The organism is Paenibacillus sp. V4I5 (genome assembly GCF_030817255.1).
GTDB lineage: Bacteria > Bacillota > Bacilli > Paenibacillales > NBRC-103111 > Paenibacillus_E.
In genome coordinates this window covers 4,283,396-4,298,653 of record NZ_JAUSZB010000002.1, presented here as the reverse complement: position 1 = coordinate 4,298,653, position 15,258 = coordinate 4,283,396, and the positions used below count along the sequence as shown (strand labels likewise).

General features: G+C 47.3%; 14 protein-coding genes and 2 riboswitches. Of the genes, 7 read left to right on the top strand and 7 right to left on the bottom strand.

What is annotated here, in order from left to right; all coding sequences use genetic code 11:
* Window positions 1-6 precede the first annotated feature (6 nt).
* On the top strand, window positions 7-504 hold the full coding sequence (locus QFZ78_RS21560; protein ID WP_307550559.1) for a DinB family protein: 498 nt from the start codon (window positions 7-9) through the stop codon (window positions 502-504).
* The gene (locus QFZ78_RS21555; protein WP_307550557.1) at window positions 495-944 is read left to right on the top strand and encodes a YdeI/OmpD-associated family protein; all 450 of its coding nucleotides are present in this window, start codon (window positions 495-497) and stop codon (window positions 942-944) included. Before QFZ78_RS21560 ends, QFZ78_RS21555 begins: the two co-directional genes overlap by 10 nt.
* Before the next feature lie 18 nt (window positions 945-962).
* Here QFZ78_RS21555 and sugE read toward each other — a convergent pair whose 3' ends face one another.
* The 4 genes from sugE to QFZ78_RS21535 all read right to left on the bottom strand — a co-directional run bounded on the left by sugE (window position 963) and on the right by QFZ78_RS21535 (window position 5,311).
* Window positions 963-1,283 carry a quaternary ammonium compound efflux SMR transporter SugE gene (gene sugE, locus QFZ78_RS21550; protein WP_307550556.1) on the bottom strand — a complete coding sequence of 107 codons (321 nt, stop codon included), beginning with the start codon at window positions 1,281-1,283 and terminating at the stop codon, window positions 963-965.
* 87 nt (window positions 1,284-1,370) lie between these two features.
* A riboswitch (guanidine-I (ykkC/yxkD leader) is annotated at window positions 1,371-1,473 on the bottom strand.
* Window positions 1,474-1,595: 122 nt separating this feature from the next.
* Complete coding sequence (locus tag QFZ78_RS21545; RefSeq protein ID WP_307550554.1) at window positions 1,596-2,072, bottom strand: C40 family peptidase; 477 nt, start codon at window positions 2,070-2,072, stop codon at window positions 1,596-1,598.
* Between the two features lie 3 nt (window positions 2,073-2,075).
* Window positions 2,076-2,214, bottom strand: a riboswitch (cyclic di-AMP (ydaO/yuaA leader).
* Between the two features lie 165 nt (window positions 2,215-2,379).
* Window positions 2,380-3,198 (bottom strand): hypothetical protein, encoded by an 819-nt coding sequence (locus QFZ78_RS21540; RefSeq protein ID WP_307550553.1) that lies wholly within the window; start codon window positions 3,196-3,198, stop codon window positions 2,380-2,382.
* A 112-nt stretch (window positions 3,199-3,310) separates the two neighbouring features.
* On the bottom strand, window positions 3,311-5,311 hold the full coding sequence (locus tag QFZ78_RS21535; protein ID WP_307550552.1) for a M1 family metallopeptidase: 2,001 nt from the start codon (window positions 5,309-5,311) through the stop codon (window positions 3,311-3,313).
* A 354-nt stretch (window positions 5,312-5,665) separates the two neighbouring features.
* Here QFZ78_RS21535 and QFZ78_RS21530 point away from each other — a divergent pair, with 354 nt between their 5' ends.
* On the top strand, window positions 5,666-6,157 hold the full coding sequence (locus tag QFZ78_RS21530) for a YwhD family protein (protein WP_307550551.1): 492 nt from the start codon (window positions 5,666-5,668) through the stop codon (window positions 6,155-6,157).
* 172 nt (window positions 6,158-6,329) lie between these two features.
* Here QFZ78_RS21530 and QFZ78_RS21525 read toward each other — a convergent pair whose 3' ends face one another.
* Window positions 6,330-8,432, bottom strand: coding sequence for a transglycosylase domain-containing protein (locus QFZ78_RS21525; RefSeq protein WP_307550549.1), 2,103 nt, complete (start codon window positions 8,430-8,432; stop codon window positions 6,330-6,332).
* 285 nt (window positions 8,433-8,717) lie between these two features.
* On the opposite strand from QFZ78_RS21525, the gene speE reads away from it, so the two are divergent.
* The 3 genes from speE (at window position 8,718) to argS (ending at window position 12,153) form a co-directional block, all read left to right on the top strand.
* Entirely contained in the window at window positions 8,718-9,545 is an 828-nt protein-coding gene (gene speE, locus QFZ78_RS21520) for a polyamine aminopropyltransferase (protein ID WP_307550547.1), read from the top strand.
* Window positions 9,546-10,063: 518 nt separating this feature from the next.
* The gene (locus QFZ78_RS21515) at window positions 10,064-10,474 is read left to right on the top strand and encodes a YwiB family protein (RefSeq protein ID WP_307550545.1); all 411 of its coding nucleotides are present in this window, start codon (window positions 10,064-10,066) and stop codon (window positions 10,472-10,474) included.
* 5 nt (window positions 10,475-10,479) lie between these two features.
* Window positions 10,480-12,153 (top strand): arginine--tRNA ligase, encoded by a 1,674-nt coding sequence (gene argS, locus QFZ78_RS21510; RefSeq protein ID WP_307550544.1) that lies wholly within the window; start codon window positions 10,480-10,482, stop codon window positions 12,151-12,153.
* A 422-nt stretch (window positions 12,154-12,575) separates the two neighbouring features.
* Here argS and QFZ78_RS21505 read toward each other — a convergent pair whose 3' ends face one another.
* A complete protein-coding gene (locus QFZ78_RS21505; RefSeq protein ID WP_307550542.1) occupies window positions 12,576-12,758 on the bottom strand; it encodes a hypothetical protein in 183 nt (60 codons plus the stop codon).
* Window positions 12,759-12,771: 13 nt separating this feature from the next.
* Window positions 12,772-13,932 carry a S8 family peptidase gene (locus QFZ78_RS21500; protein ID WP_307550541.1) on the bottom strand — a complete coding sequence of 387 codons (1,161 nt, stop codon included), beginning with the start codon at window positions 13,930-13,932 and terminating at the stop codon, window positions 12,772-12,774.
* A gap of 518 nt (window positions 13,933-14,450) precedes the next feature.
* Here QFZ78_RS21500 and rpoE point away from each other — a divergent pair.
* Window positions 14,451-15,032 (top strand): DNA-directed RNA polymerase subunit delta, encoded by a 582-nt coding sequence (rpoE, locus tag QFZ78_RS21495; RefSeq protein ID WP_307550539.1) that lies wholly within the window; start codon window positions 14,451-14,453, stop codon window positions 15,030-15,032.
* Window positions 15,033-15,258 lie beyond the last annotated feature (226 nt).

The following is a 15,258-nucleotide window of genomic DNA, read 5'->3' as shown; positions in this document are numbered from 1 at the left end:
AGAACGATGGAACATTATTTGTTCAAACAGCTGGCCTTCGTGAGGGCTCAAACCTTAAAATTGATGGAGGGGGTATCGGAGGAAACCGCCGACCGGATCCCGGAAGGGTTTCGGAATACGATCCGCTGGCAGCTGGGGCACATATATGTGGTATTGGAAAGAATAGCATTTCAATATATAGGGCTTCCGCTTCATTTGCCAGAAGGATTCAAAGAGCAATTTGAGAATGGCACTTCACCATTGAACGTTCCGAATTTCGTTGACATCCCGACCTTACAAGAGTTGGAGACCTTATTGAAAGGGCAGCAAGAGCGAATACGTGAGGGACTGAGGGACCACTTGCAGGAAAAGGTTGTTCAACCTTACACGACGTCGGCCGGAATGACCTTGGAAACGCCGGAACAGTTCCTCAGCTTTAGCTTGTACCATGAAGGCATGCACATGAGTGTCATTAAACTTTATGAAATTTTGTTATCCAAGGGGGAACAATCGAAATGGGGGTAACATTCACCACTTCCGTTATGCAAGCACAGGGTAAAAACGCCACTGGAATTTCCATTCCAGCTGAGGTCATAGCTGCGCTCAGTGGACATAAGAAGCCAAGTGTCACGGTGAGCTTGAACGGTTACACCTATCGCAGCACTGTTGCAGTTATGGGGAATGAGTTCCTCCTTCCATTGAGTGCAGCCCACAGAGAAGCGTCTGGCTTGAAGGCCGGTGACCAGGTAGAGGTTATACTCAACCTTGATCTGGAGCCTCGAACCGTTGAGATTCCGGATGACCTTAGGGCGGCATTGTCTTCTCAGGAGGGTGCAATCGAGGCCTTTGAAGCATTGGCATTCTCGAAGCGGAAAGAATTTGTCCGGCAGGTGGACGATGCCAAAACGCAAGATACCAGGCATCGTCGAATCTTAGGAATCGTCACCAAACTGAGCGTTACATGACGCAGTTTTTCGGACTTCCTAATGTCCAGAAGTAAATTTAAGACCGAGAACGCCAACTAAGATCAGAATCATGAATAAGATCCTTATTAAACTAATGGGTTCATCGAGAAAAAGGGTGCCGATTATAATAGCACCGACAGCGCCAATTCCGGTCCAAGCCGCGTAAGCTGTGCCGATGGGGAGGGTTTTCGTGGCTACCGCTAGAAAATAGAAACTTACAATCATCCCTGCGATCGTGATGCTGGAAGGAACTAAACGTGTAAAACCATTAGAAAATTTCAATGAGATCGCCCATACTACCTCAAATACACCTGCAATGACGAGATATAACCATGCCATGATGAATCACTCCTCTTGAATTTGTTATACGACCTATTTAGCCGCAAAAAAAGGAAAAAGCCTGGAAGTTATATCGCTAAGCGATATGACTCCCGGGCTTTTTCCCCTCCGTGACCACAGCATATTCGCTGCGTTTTTCCCCTCGGACCAGCCTGGCATTGAACGCCACGGAACCCTAGAAAACAATATGCAGTTATTATAGAACGGCTAACATGCGATGTCAAGTTACAAGATTAGTAAATGAATAAAAGCCCTGAAAGCTGCTCTTTCGAGCGGGGCTTGTCCGGGCTTTATTCATGAATCGTACAAGAATTACTTGGATTCAGCAGTTAATTGGTTGTAGATATCATCCCACAGAACACGTCGAGCTGATACATACCGCTTCGCGTAATAAGATTGGCTTAATTTGTTTTTCACTATACCTTCATTGGATGCAGAGTGAATGAATTCACCGTCTCCAAGGTAGATACCAACGTGAGAAATACCTTTGCCACCGCTTGTGTCAAAGAACACAAGATCACCTTTGCGAAGATCCTTTTTGTCAATCCAGTAGCCTTCTTTATTCTGAGATGATGAGCTATGCGGAAGGTCAATGCCGAATTTGTCGAAAACGTATGCGGTGAAACCAGAGCAATCAAAGCCTCTTGTTGTCGTTCCCGCATCTCTGTACGGAATTCCGAGCAATCCGTCAACCGTTTCATCCAAAGTGGATTGTGACGCAGACACACTTCCTAAACTTACACTCAAAAACAAAACAAGACTAAAAACAAGAGCAACAATCTTTTTCAACTGCTTGTCTCCTTCCGGTGCCTACGAGGTTAGCTGGAGGGTTCGGTTGAAGGTTCCCTATGATCCCTGTCTTGCAAGATCAATTCACCCGGTGTGGTTCCCCCGTTTCCCCAAGAAATGGGGAATTCGGCATGAAATATTTGGTTTTTTGATGCTAATCCTTGTAATTCGTCATAAACATCGAAATTCCTCCTTTTCTACGCATTTTGTCTTAAAAATATGTCAATAGTTCGGAAAAGAGACAAAAAAAGCCCCTTTTGCAAGGGGATAAACCAATATAAGCCAATTAAGCTTATTTTATTTGTTTTTAGCTGTCCATTTTGGCAGATAGAAGCTGATATTGGGAGGTTATGGCCCACATTTGGATGAAAATGTGGAAAAGCGGGAAGAGCTGATAAATGATTAGCGCTACCAGACCTGCCCATATGTACGTTGCTGTGACTGTGACCCCTGCCAATAGTCCCGAGGTGAGTAGGAGGATGAGTGCAAGCCCGATAATAGGAAGGAAACTGCGAACGAAAGTGATGACAGTGGACAAAATGCCAAGTTTAGCGGAAATTGCGAACTGTACGTACATAAAAAGCAGATGTAAGAGAAAGCCATAGACGAGCAAGCCGAGAAGCCAAGGCAGCAATTGGAGGGCGGCTTGCTCATACGAAGTGGTATGTGCGAATTGCTTTTGCGCTTTAGGAAACAGCCATATGAGTGGCAGCAAGGAAAGCGAGATTCGAACGACATAAGCAATGAGGAATGGGAGCATAAGCTCCTTGATGCCTCGGATAAAGCGATAGCCGGCATTTTGCTGGGAATGGGTCAGCGAGTAGTAGACGCCGCTATTCAACATTGGGGTGAGCAGCATGCGAACAACAAGCAAAGCAGCCAGCCACCAAAGGTAGGAATGGCTAAGATCGGTTTTGACCAATTGGAACTGTCCTTCAGCTAGAAATAGCTGCAGCGCTTGCTTCGGCTGCTCGCCACCTGGATAGCGGTGCATGAGAGGGACGAGAACACCCTGTACAAGCTTATACAGCAGGATGCCCCAGCCCATCTGATACAGGAACAAGACGATCGTGGCGAAAGGTTGCCGTAAAGCCGCCCTGAAGCCAGACTTGATATAAGTTGCCACAGTTGTCCCTCCTAAGAGTTTTGCTTTAGCAAAACTGGCATCGAAAGCATAATCTGAGTTTTCCGTAGGAAAACTTACTTCGTAAGCATTGGATAAGCCTAGCCGCTTACGCTTACCAGGCGACCCAGCCGAATATGGCTTGCAGGAATTGAATGAGACCGAGATTTAGGCGGATTTTCCACTTGGTATCCACTTGCGTTTGCATAAAATTATTAATATGTTTATTTTCCAGCACGAGCGAGTAATTGGGATCAATTCGAACCCAGTCTACAGGAGTCTTGTGGGTTAGTTTGAATTCGATACTGCTTTCTTTACCATCCCATGTTTTATCTAGTACAGTGCCGTCAGAGAAATGGAACTGGATCGGTACCTCGGGTGAATTACCGCCTCGTTTGGAGATGAGAACGGCACTTTCGTAGGACTCTGCCCCTTTGCTGCCCACGGATTTGACGCGAATGCTCTCCACGGTGTAATCCATCATCATGGCGCCGTATACATATTGGTTAAAGAAATCATCCCACTTCGTTTTGGTCACTTCTTCGACAACGTTCTGAAAGTCCTTTGTAGAAGGGTGTTTAAATTCCCAACGTTGGAAATAAGTGCGCATAATGCGATCCATTGTTTTGCTGCCAACCTGCTTCTCAATGGCTTTAAGCACGAGCTTTCCTCGTGTGTACACATTCTCAGCGTATTGATCATGTCCCGTATAGGCCCACGAGTTCTGCTGCAGGGTATTTGGAGATGTAATGAAGCTTGACTCTACAGGTAAATTTGGGGACACTCCGTACTCTGCTTCCATAACTTTATCCTCTGCATAGGAGGTAAAGCCCTCATCCAGCCATGCTTCTTCGAATTCATTGCTAGCTACGAGTCCATAAAAGAACTGATGTCCAATCTCGTGAACAACGACACGTTCTAGCTCTAGATCTGGTTTCTTGTCGCTAGCATCCCACGACGTTACCAAAGTTGGATATTCCATACCGCCCACACCGTTGCCTCCTGGGGGAGGTACGACAATCGAAAGGGTTGAATAAGGATACGATCCGTACCATTGGCTGTAGCGGGAAAGCGCCTTTTTGGCAGCGTACATATAGCGGTCCTTCAAGTCCTGATGATTGGGATCGAGATAAAGCTTGATCTTGACCCCGGGTATTTGTGCGGTCGAGTAGGGTTCTTCCACATAAACGAAATGTGGCGATGCTGCCCAAGCGAAGTCATGCACATCATCCGCATAAAATTGGTACGTCTTTATCCCGTTGTCGGTCACAGCAGGCTTAACCGGGAAACCGGTAGCTGCTACGATGTAGTTCGCCGGCACTTGAATTTTCACGTCATACATCCCGAAATCGGCATAAAATTCCGAATTTCCATGGTATTGGTGGAGATTCCACCCCGGCTCTGTACGTCCTCTTGTTCCAACCCGTTCATAGGCAGCAACTTTAGGGAACCATTGTCCGGCCATGACGAAGTCATCCACATAGCCCATTCTTGCGAAGGCGGCAGGCAGTTTGACGAGGAATTCCGTCTTGATCGTGACTTGCTCCCCGGCTCCTACCGGTTTAGGCAGCGGGATTTTGAGCAGCGTGTGATCGTCCTTATTGCCGTCATCGGGCTGCACGAACGCCATGCGCATACTGAGATCCTCTCCGTCAACCGTTTTCACAGAAAGCAACTTCATCCAGCCACTACTGTCTGCCTTGGCTTCATCTTCACGCAGCTTTCCACCTGATTCACGCATAAACGTCGTTTTCTTTGAGGCAAATGCATTGGGATACAGATGGAGGTAAAGCTCTTGCACAGGAACGGTTCCCGGATTTTCCCAAGTCAACGTTTGCTGCCCATTAAGCTGCCTCGTTTCGGGCGTATAAGCAACGTTCATGTGATATTCCGCAATACGATAGCTAAGCGCTGTTGGCGCTTGCTTCTCTAATGGCTTGGCGCTATCTGCAGGCTGCATGTCCGGCGCCGGAGCAGACTTTTCATCCTTAGAGACGACTGGAACGGCCCATTTACTTGCAGATGGGAGCAAATTTTCAGACAGCAGGACGGTGCCTGCTGCAAGGAGCATGACAACGAACCATTGAACCTTGCGGTTTTTGAATAGAACACTCATGATATCCACCCCGCCTAAACAAGCATCTACAGCATGTATATGTAGACAACCTAGGGAATATTTCTGAGCTTGGAAAAGAATTGTTAGAAGGAGGGGGAACGAAGTGGTTAATCAATGAGTCTATAAGGTATAAGGGGTGTTGAAGCGATGAATAAATTTCGAAAAGTGATCGTTGGATGCTTTTATAGATGAAAGAGCAGTCGGCAGTATCACGGTGGAAGTGATGTAGTAAAGACAGTAACGAGAAATCGTCCTTCCACATTAACAGCAACCAGCCCTTGTTCTGGAGGATGACTTTAGCTACAATGAAAGCAAAGCGTCATTTTAACATTACGAAGAGTGGAAGGTGCCCTCATGGAAGCGGATAAAAAGAAGCTAGCCTTAAATATAGTAAGTTCCAAAGTGAACCATAAAGGATTCGGTGCCGGAGCGATCGATCTAAGCAACGTATCTGGTGTCATTATTGACGGGGATGAAGCCTACCTGGACGAAGGTACACTTCATGCCAAAAGTAAGATCGAAAAAGGCATTAAATTCTCAACGAACAAAGAAGATGTGCCAAATGGCCGTAAAGCTTGGATCGTTTGGGTCGCAGTCGACCGTACGGAAGAAGGAGCTTACTACGCTGGTATGACAGCATGCGAAATGCTAGTTGACACCGAAGCGCGCAGAGGATGGAAAATTCTAGCCGAGCACGTGAACAAAATGGATGCTGCAATGAAGCGTAAATTCATCTTCGACGGCTTGGATGACAAGGAGCGGGCGCTGCTCAAAAATCAGCTGATCGCGCACAACGAGGAGTGGTGGAATCGCTCAGATCAAGCATTGAAAGATGCACTTTCATAAGCGATCAAACACACAAATAGAGATTATGAACATTATGTGTCATCCATTGTTACGTTTGGGTGAACCGAGTATACTAGACCCTAGTGTATGTTACCTCATATACTAGGACAGCAAAAAGGCAGACTAAGACGCGCTTAGTTCTGCCTTTTTGTGTTCTCTGGAAACAGGTGGATCAGTCGTTCCACCAGCGTTTGATATCATTCCACCAAGAGCCGTTTTGGCCTTTTGGGGTACCCTTTGGATCATCGTTCGAAGCTGGCTTCGCAGGTTTGCCTGTGCAGAATGTTGTCGGCTCCGTGCCAACCAGGAAAGCCTCCATATGCGAGTTCGGACAATCTTCATTGGACAGCTTGCCGCTCACCGGATCTATATAGACACTTGTTACTCCATCAGGAATCGGGAACAACTTAGGTGGTATCGCCTCTAACGTTTGTTCCGTGAACTCCGCGAAAATCGGAGAAGCCAAGTGAGACTCAACCGTCGAAATATCCCTACTCTTGTCATAGCCGACCCATACGGCAGTTGCGAGCTCCGGTGTGAAGCCAACCAGCCACGCATCGGTGTCGGTCGTACCGGTTTTGCCGGCTATCGGACGTTTAATCGTACTGGCTACGCGGTTACCGGTTCCGCCCTCTTCGAACACGCTCTCCATCAGATTCGTCATTACATAGGCGACAGCTGGATCAAGCACTGGCTCCGCTTGCGGGCTCACTTCATATAAGATTTGACCGTTCGCATCCTCAATACGCACAATCGCCGTCGTCTCCTGATGAACGCCTTGATTCGCAATCGTACCGAACGCAGACGCCATTTCGAGAGGGCTTACGGGGAAGGACCCTAAAGCCAATGACGGCAGCGGCTTCATCGGAGATGCAATACCAAGCTTGCGGGCCAGCTCGATAACCTTCGCAGGACCGACATCCAGAATCGTATGCACCGCATAGATGTTATCCGATTTCGAAATCGCCTGCCGCATATCAATATTGGCATTGGCATACTGATCGTTAAAGTTTCTAGGTGTGTACTGTTGACGGCCTTCATCGTAGGTGAACACCGTCGGCTCACTTTTTACCTGTGTCACGGGTGTATAGCCATTTTGCAGAGCAACCATATAGACGATTGGTTTAAAAGAGGACCCTGGCTGTCTCGTATTCGAGAGTGCACGGTTGAACTGATTCTCGGAATAGTCGCGGCCGCCGACCATCGCTTTAATTTCTCCCGTCCTTGGGTCGATTGCCACGAGTGCGGCTTGAAGGTCTGCTTTACCCGTCAGCTGTTTCGTAATCACGGTCTCGGCAATCTGCTGAGTATTTTTATCCAGTGTTGTGAAGATACGAATACCGCCCTGATCGAACTGTTCCTCCGGTATGCCCAGCTTATCCGTTGCTAATGCTCGTACATAATCCCGGAAGTAGGGGGCTGCTGCTGGCTTTTTCTTTGTAAGCGGCTGAATCGTCAGCTTCTCTTTGCCTGCGGCGTCAGCGGCGCTTTGTGTAATGAAGCCACTGCGCACCATCGTCTGCAGCACCACCTTTTGCCGATCCATCGCATTATTCAGATCATAATACGGCGAGTAGTAGCGTGGACCTTTGGGGACACCAGCGATCATCGCGCTTTCCGCCAACGTTAATTCACTGGCATGCTTGCCGAAGAAAAGTTCGGAAGCCGTTTCAATCCCATACGTCGAATGACCGTAGTAGATCTGATTCAAATAATTCGCCAGAATTTCATCTTTGGTCAGCTGCATTTCCATTTGCACAGCGAACACGGTTTCCTTGATTTTACGCGACCAAGTCCGATCATGGTTTAAATATAAATTCCGAGCTAATTGTTGAGTTATCGTTCCTGCACCTTGCACCTTGGCCATGGCTTGTACATTGACAACAGCTGCCCTTGCTACTGCCTTCACATCTACACCGAAATGATCATAGAAATGCTGATCCTCCACAGCGAGCGTTGCTTTAATGAGATAAGGCGATATTTCATTCAGTGAGACGACCTGTCGATTTTGCCCGGAATAAAAGGTGTCGATTAGTTCGCCATGTGTATCGTACATTTGGGAGGTTTGCAGCATTTTGGTGACGGGCAGTGTTTGAGCACGCAAATAGACGAGACTGCCAGCGGCCACGATGAGGAGCAGAACGCAGGAAGTGAATAGGAATGAGAACATTTTCTTGATACGACGCATCCAGCGCATAGACGCAGGTACCTCTTTATCCCTAGGTGCTTGTGGTGTGCCTGTAGATGGCTGACGATGGTTCTCGTTCTCGGACATCTCTTCTTACCTCCTTTCTCCATGCTCTAAGGCATTACTATCCAGTATGGAAAAGCATGGCAGTCCGTATTCAACGAATTGTAAATATTTTTTGTTAAATGTTTAAAAACCCTAGGAAAATATTGCATTTTGGGGGTAATGAACTATAATACAATTTGTGCGTATGAAGGGTCTTGAAATTACGGCACCGCTTCGCATGACTTTTCCAACTGGTGGAACACTGTTAGAGACAACGAATGTCAGGATTTATTCATCCCAAATATAGCAGCGAAAGAAGGTATAAACATGGAACTGTGGTACACAGAGAAACAAACCGATAGCTTCGGTATTACAGCAAAAGTAAAAGAGACATACGTAAGAGAACAAACGGACTTCCAAGACCTTTCGATGATCGAAACCGAAGAATGGGGAACAATGCTTACCCTGGACGGTATGGTTATGACAACGGTCAGAGACGAATTCGTTTATCACGAAATGGTTGCTCACCCTGCGCTTGTTACCCACCCGAACCCAGAGTACGTGCTTGTAGTAGGCGGCGGCGACGGCGGAGTGATCCGTGAAATCATGAAGCACCCAAAGGTGAAAAAGGCTGTTCTTGTTGATATCGACGGTAAAGTAATTGAGTACTCCAAAAAGTACCTGCCAACCATTGCCGGCGAATTGGATAACCCGCGTGTAGAAGTCATTGTTAACGATGGCTACATGCACATTCACGATCACAAAAACACCTACGACGTTATCATGGTCGATTCCACTGAACCTGTTGGTCCAGCTGTTGAGCTGTTCTCCAAAGGCTTCTACCAGGGTATCTTTGATGCGTTAAAAGAAGACGGTATCTTCGTAGCACAAACGGATAACCCTTGGTTCAAAGCAGACCTGATCCAAACGGTTAACCGTGATGTCAAAGAAATCTTCCCAATCGTACGTGTGTACAGCGCGAACATTCCTACGTACCCAAGCGGTCTCTGGACCTTCACAATGGGCAGCAAAAAGCACGATCCCCTGCAAGTTGAGGAAGCAGCAATCCCAGAATTCCCAACGAAGTACTACACACCACGTCTACATAGAGCGGCATTTATTCTGCCTAAATTTGTTGAAGATTTGATTAAATAATGAAATTGAACCGCCGGTTGTTTCTGTGCTTGTCACGGGAACGCTGGCGGTTTTAGTTTTGGCGGCTTGTTGGAATGCTTCTAGCTTGGTTTGGCTACTCTAATGACGCATCCCCTCTTCATGTGCCTGGCGCTAACAGTCTTTGTTTCCGCACCCGGCAGTCGGTATTCCAACTCTCACTGTTAAAGCTCTGAAAAAGTACATCAAATTTCGGTGAAACTGGCCCACATCGCAAAAATGACCCGAATTTGATGTAGGAAATGCAGGTTCTCGGGGCAACTCCAACATTTTTATCAAAAAAGCCTGCACTAAATACATCTAAATCCATTCCCTCAGGACCTATAGCGTCCTAATTCCCTAAACTTACACAGAAATCGACTCGGCGATAACTCCGTAATGTACGCTGATCTCCCGTAATACATTGAATTTAGCGAACCTTTCATATAAACTAATACCTAACTTGCCTTATCTGAACATAAGGTGCAAACAGGTACTGCAGAATAGGAGAATGACGGACCATGACGGCTAAAGAGCGCGTGCGGATCCGAATTGAAAGTCGAAGCGGGAGCGAGACTACCGTGCAGAAAGCGCGAGGGGATCTTTATCGTAAAGGCAATCACACGTACATCCGCTATGAAGAAGAGCCGAGCGAGCTTGGACGAACAGTGACGCTCATTAAGCTGGAAGACAATCAGATACGAATCGTCCGCCAAGGCGACGTGCAAGCAGAGCAGACATTTCTACCAGGCGAGAAGAGGATTGGCTTTTATCAAACACCTCAAGGTAGATTGGAACTCGAAATCGAGACACATGAGCTAACCTCGGAAGCCGTACATGGCATCGGTATCACAAGGTGGAGCTATGATTTATATGCATCAGGCACTCATGCGGGAACATACAGGATCAAGTTGTTAATTCAGGAGGAGTAAGACGAATGGATGTACTAAACGAAGTCAAAGCCATAGTTAAACAAGCTATAATAGAGGCAGTTACAGCTGCAGGCATCGTGGACGCGGCGCAAATACCGGAGATTATTCTTGAGGTCCCGAAAGAGAAGACACACGGGGATTTCGCAACGAATGTCGCGATGCAGCTGACCCGAATTGCTAAGCAGAACCCAAGACAAATTGCCGAGCAAATTATCGCTAACCTGCAAAAGGATAAAGCCAATATCGCAGAAGCGGAAATTGCGGGGCCTGGTTTTATTAATTTTAAAATGAACAAAGTGTACCTATACCCGGTTATTGAAAATGTTCAAAAACTAGGTGATCGCTACGGTGCGACGAACGTCGGTCAAGGGCTTAAAGTGCAAGTGGAATTCGTTAGCGCCAATCCAACAGGTTCTCTGCATTTGGGACATGCTCGTGGAGCGGCAGTGGGGGACGTGCTGTGCAACGTGCTTGATCTGGCTGGATACGCTGTATCCCGAGAGTACTACATCAATGATGCCGGTAACCAAGTGGTCAATTTGGCCAAATCGATCGAAGCTCGCTATCTGCAAGCGCTCGGACAAGAAGCAGAGATGCCGGAAGACGGGTACTTTGGTGAAGATATCAAAGGCTTTGCCGCGGATCTTGCAGCGGAAGAAGGGGATCGCCTTCTCAGCTTGCCAGAAGATGAGCGTCGTGCTTATTTTCGTACCTACGGGTTGAAAAAAGAACTCGACAAAATCAAACGCGATTTAGGTCGCTTTGGTGTTCATTTCGACAACTGGTTCTCCGAAACGTCGATTTATGAAGATAACCTCATTCCACCCGTTCTCCAAGAGCTGCGGGATAATGGACACATATATGAAGAAGAAGGCGCGACTTGGTTAAATACAACACCCCTAGGTGACGACAAGAATCGCGTACTGATTAAGAATGACGGTTCCTTTACTTACCTTACACCGGATATTGCCTACCATCGTAATAAATTTGGGCGCGGCTTTGAGCGTTTGATTAATATTTGGGGCGCGGATCATCATGGCTACATTCCACGGATGAAAGCGGCTATGACAGCGCTTGGTTTTGAATCGGATCGACTCGTTGTGCTAATTGCCCAAATGGTGAGCCTTTTCCAAAATGGGGAAAAGGTGAAAATGTCCAAACGGACGGGCAAAGCAGTCACGATGGAGGATCTCATGGACGAAGTCGGCGTAGACCCGATTCGTTATTTCTTCGCGATGCGCAGCATGGACTCGCATTTGGACTTTGACATGGACTTGGCGGTTTCTCAGTCTAATGAGAACCCTGTGTTCTATGTGCAGTACGCACATGCGCGGATATGCAGCATCTTCCGTCAGGCGGAAGAGCAGAACATCCAGGTACTTCCGCTGGAGCAGGTAGACCTTAGTCAGCTTACTTCGGAAGCTGAGTTCGACTTGCTGCGCAAGATGGGCGAGCTTCCGGAGGAAATTGCCATTGCGGCCGATCAATATGCGCCGCATCGGCTCATCCGCTATGTCTATGAACTGGCAAGCCAGTTCCATAGCTATTACAGAGGCCACTATGTCATCACGGATGACGCGGCCTTAACTCAGGCACGCCTCGCTTTGCTCGGCGCGCTTCGTATTACCTTAGCCAACACGCTTCGCGTGGTTGGCGTATCCGCCCCAGAGCGGATGTAGCATCCGCTCCTCAAGACCGAAGGGACGATCCCCATGTCTACGTAGACATGAGAGATCGTCCCTTTTTTTGTTAATACCAGAAATATGAGTCTGGTGGACTTAGCTTGTGGCCCATCTACCTTATCAAATGTTTCGCACCATGAAGGTGTCTATACGGTCATATTGAGGTGTGAGTGTGAAAGTGAGTACTTTACAGTAAAATGCAACCCTAGTGCATTTTTTAATTATTTAAGTGCTTCTTTTATGCCTGGCATGTAAGTGGAATTGTAAAACGTACAACAATTCCCCTTGTTTTTCGCTCCAAGCAGAGAAATGATGTATTCCGTGCAACAAAATAGCAGTATTTCATCCAAAGTGGCCATCTTTGGGAGATAATGTTGTATTTTGTGCAATATTCGCAGGAATAAAGGAGATTAACATGACTAAAGTTGTACTTTGTACAACTCATACATGAACCAGCCGAAAGCGCCGGCGGTTCCGCCTTCCGCTCTTACTCTCGCTCGCCCTTGCCGTTGCTCTTGCTCTTGTCCTTGCCCTTGCCTTGCTTTCGCCTTTGCTCTTCGCTTCCGCTCTTCGCTTCCGCCCGGGCTCCCACCAAAGCTCAAGCATCCACACGGCTCAGCCCTGCCGCGCCGCCCGGATCGCTCGCCGAGCATTCAAATGTCCGGGCTTCCAGCGCGTATTCTCTCGCTTGTTAAGGCCAATCGCGCAGCGCCGCAGCGCACTTTTAATCTGCAGCGGCGACATCGGCTTGATCGATAACATCAAGGCGATGACGCCGCTGACATGGGCAGTGGCCATCGAAGTGCCACTTAGCTCGTTGTATTTGCCGTTAAGCCAGGACGAGTAGACCCGTTCACCTGGTGCATAGATATCAATTTGCTTCCCTCGGTTGCTGAAGGGAGCGATTTTGCCTAAGCGGGTTGTGGCTCCAACGGAGACGACCTGGGGGAAGCGGGCGGGGTAATCGACCGTTTTCTTTTTGCCGTCATTGCCGGATGAAGCTACGATGACTTTACCTCTGTAATACGCGTTCATGACAGCTTGCTCGAGAGAACGGTTGTATGATTTCATACCGAAACTCATATTGATAATATCGAGGTCGTTATGAACGCACCAATCAATACCGGCAATAATGTCCGAGACATAAGCGCTTCCAGCGTGGTCAAATGCTTTTACCGGATGAACGATGGATCTTGGAGCAACACCGACAATCCCTGAATGGCGGCCAGCTGCCGCGATGGTTCCGGCGATATGTGTGCCATGTCCATTGTCATCATAGGGCAGCATGCTGCGGTTTAATAAATTGATGCCCCGTGAGATCGAATTGCGTAAGTCAGGATGATTGTAATCGATTCCGGTATCGATGACCCCGATCCGAATGTTCTGACCTACCGATTTGTTCCAGACTTCAGGCGCGCCTACTTGATCGATGCCCCAAGGTATCGTGTGAGAGCCCGATATATTGCTTGATCGTCTGGAGGTGATTTTGTTGCTCATCGCTTGATGAACAGTTATTTTGGTATCCTCTACGATGCTTGGCATACCGGGGATACCTCTGAGCTTGGTATCGGGACGAAGCGTGCAGGAGAAGGCGTGAATGATACTAAGATCGCGGACCTTGGAAAGATTTACGAACTGAGACTTCATTCGTTTCAGCGCAGATTTGCATGCATAGTAGTCCTTAGCCGATGAGAAATGGATGAGGTGCTTCTTGCCAGAATGCTTGGTGAGACCGATTTCCTCATGAAGCAAATGAAGAAAGGTGGCTATATCCATCGTGCCATCCCCCCATGACAGCTTAGAATCGAATCTCCCCTATCATATGTACAGGTCACCCCGTATGACCGTGTCATTGTCTCTACAGAAATAAATGGGTGCGAAGCCGTGTCAGATGCGTAGGTTTTACATAGGATAAATAGAGAGGCGCGGGCAGGAGTGTCTCTTTCTCAGGTACTGGAAACGGCTGTGATTCATTCACACCGCTTCCTTAGGATACAGTCGCAAGCGGAGGGGGACCTTCGCTTGTATCCATTTTAGGGGGAACGTTTTCTTCCCTGCGAAGGGGTGTATAAGGCATATGCTCGAAAGGTTTCTGAGTTGAAACGAAAGTATAAATTGTATACGCTTGCTCCGCTCAACTTGACAAATACGCTCGTCCTCAGGACGACGAAAATAGTTTATCCTTGGGGATAGTTGCATTTTTAGAAAAAATAGGTTTTACTTAATGAAGATATTGGATAAGGTAGATAGAAGAACTGAAGAAGACGATCACGATCGAAAAGGATGTGCCTTAGATGAGTAGCGAATACACACTCAAAATCACCACAGAGCAAGCGCGCGAAATGCCCATGGTGGATTTGGCGTTTGAATTACTGAAGTCGGCGAATACGCCGTTTTACTATCGTGACCTGATGGCTGAAATTGCTAAAATAAAAGGGCTGTCCGAGCAGCATGTTATGCAAGTGATTGCCCAACTATATACGGAAATCAACATCGATGGACGTTTTGCTTGCGTGGGTACGAACCTATGGGGTTTGAAACGCTGGTATCCTGTCGAGAAATCAGACGATGCGGTTGGTAACGCGAAGCGTCCAAGAATCATTAACGACGAAGATGACGATCTGGATGAAGACATCTACGCGGAGGAAGAAGATACATACGCAGAAGAAGATGAGTACGATACATTTGGTACCGAAACCGAAGAGGAAGAGGCGGAAGAGGATACTGAATTCTTCGAAGATGAAGAGATCGAAGAGGATCTTGGTGAAGCGGGTATTGAAGAAACAGACGAAGATAGCGAAGACGATTTAGATGAGGATTCCGATGAGGGAGACGAGGAAGACGATTTGGATGAAGAGGCTGAAGACGGCAAATAACTTGTCTTGACAGCCCCTATCTGTTCAGAGTAAACTATTGCATGGGCTTTAAAAGAATCTTAACATTTCGCTCAAGCGTTCAAAAAGTGCCCCGTCACTACGGGTGTCACTTTTTTTGTTTTTTTTAGTGTTTTTTTTGTGTTTTTTCACTTTATTTTCATGAAAAGCCTTATTTAGCAGAAGCTAATGCTTACAAAGTCATTCTTCTGGCAAAAGATAAGCTTAT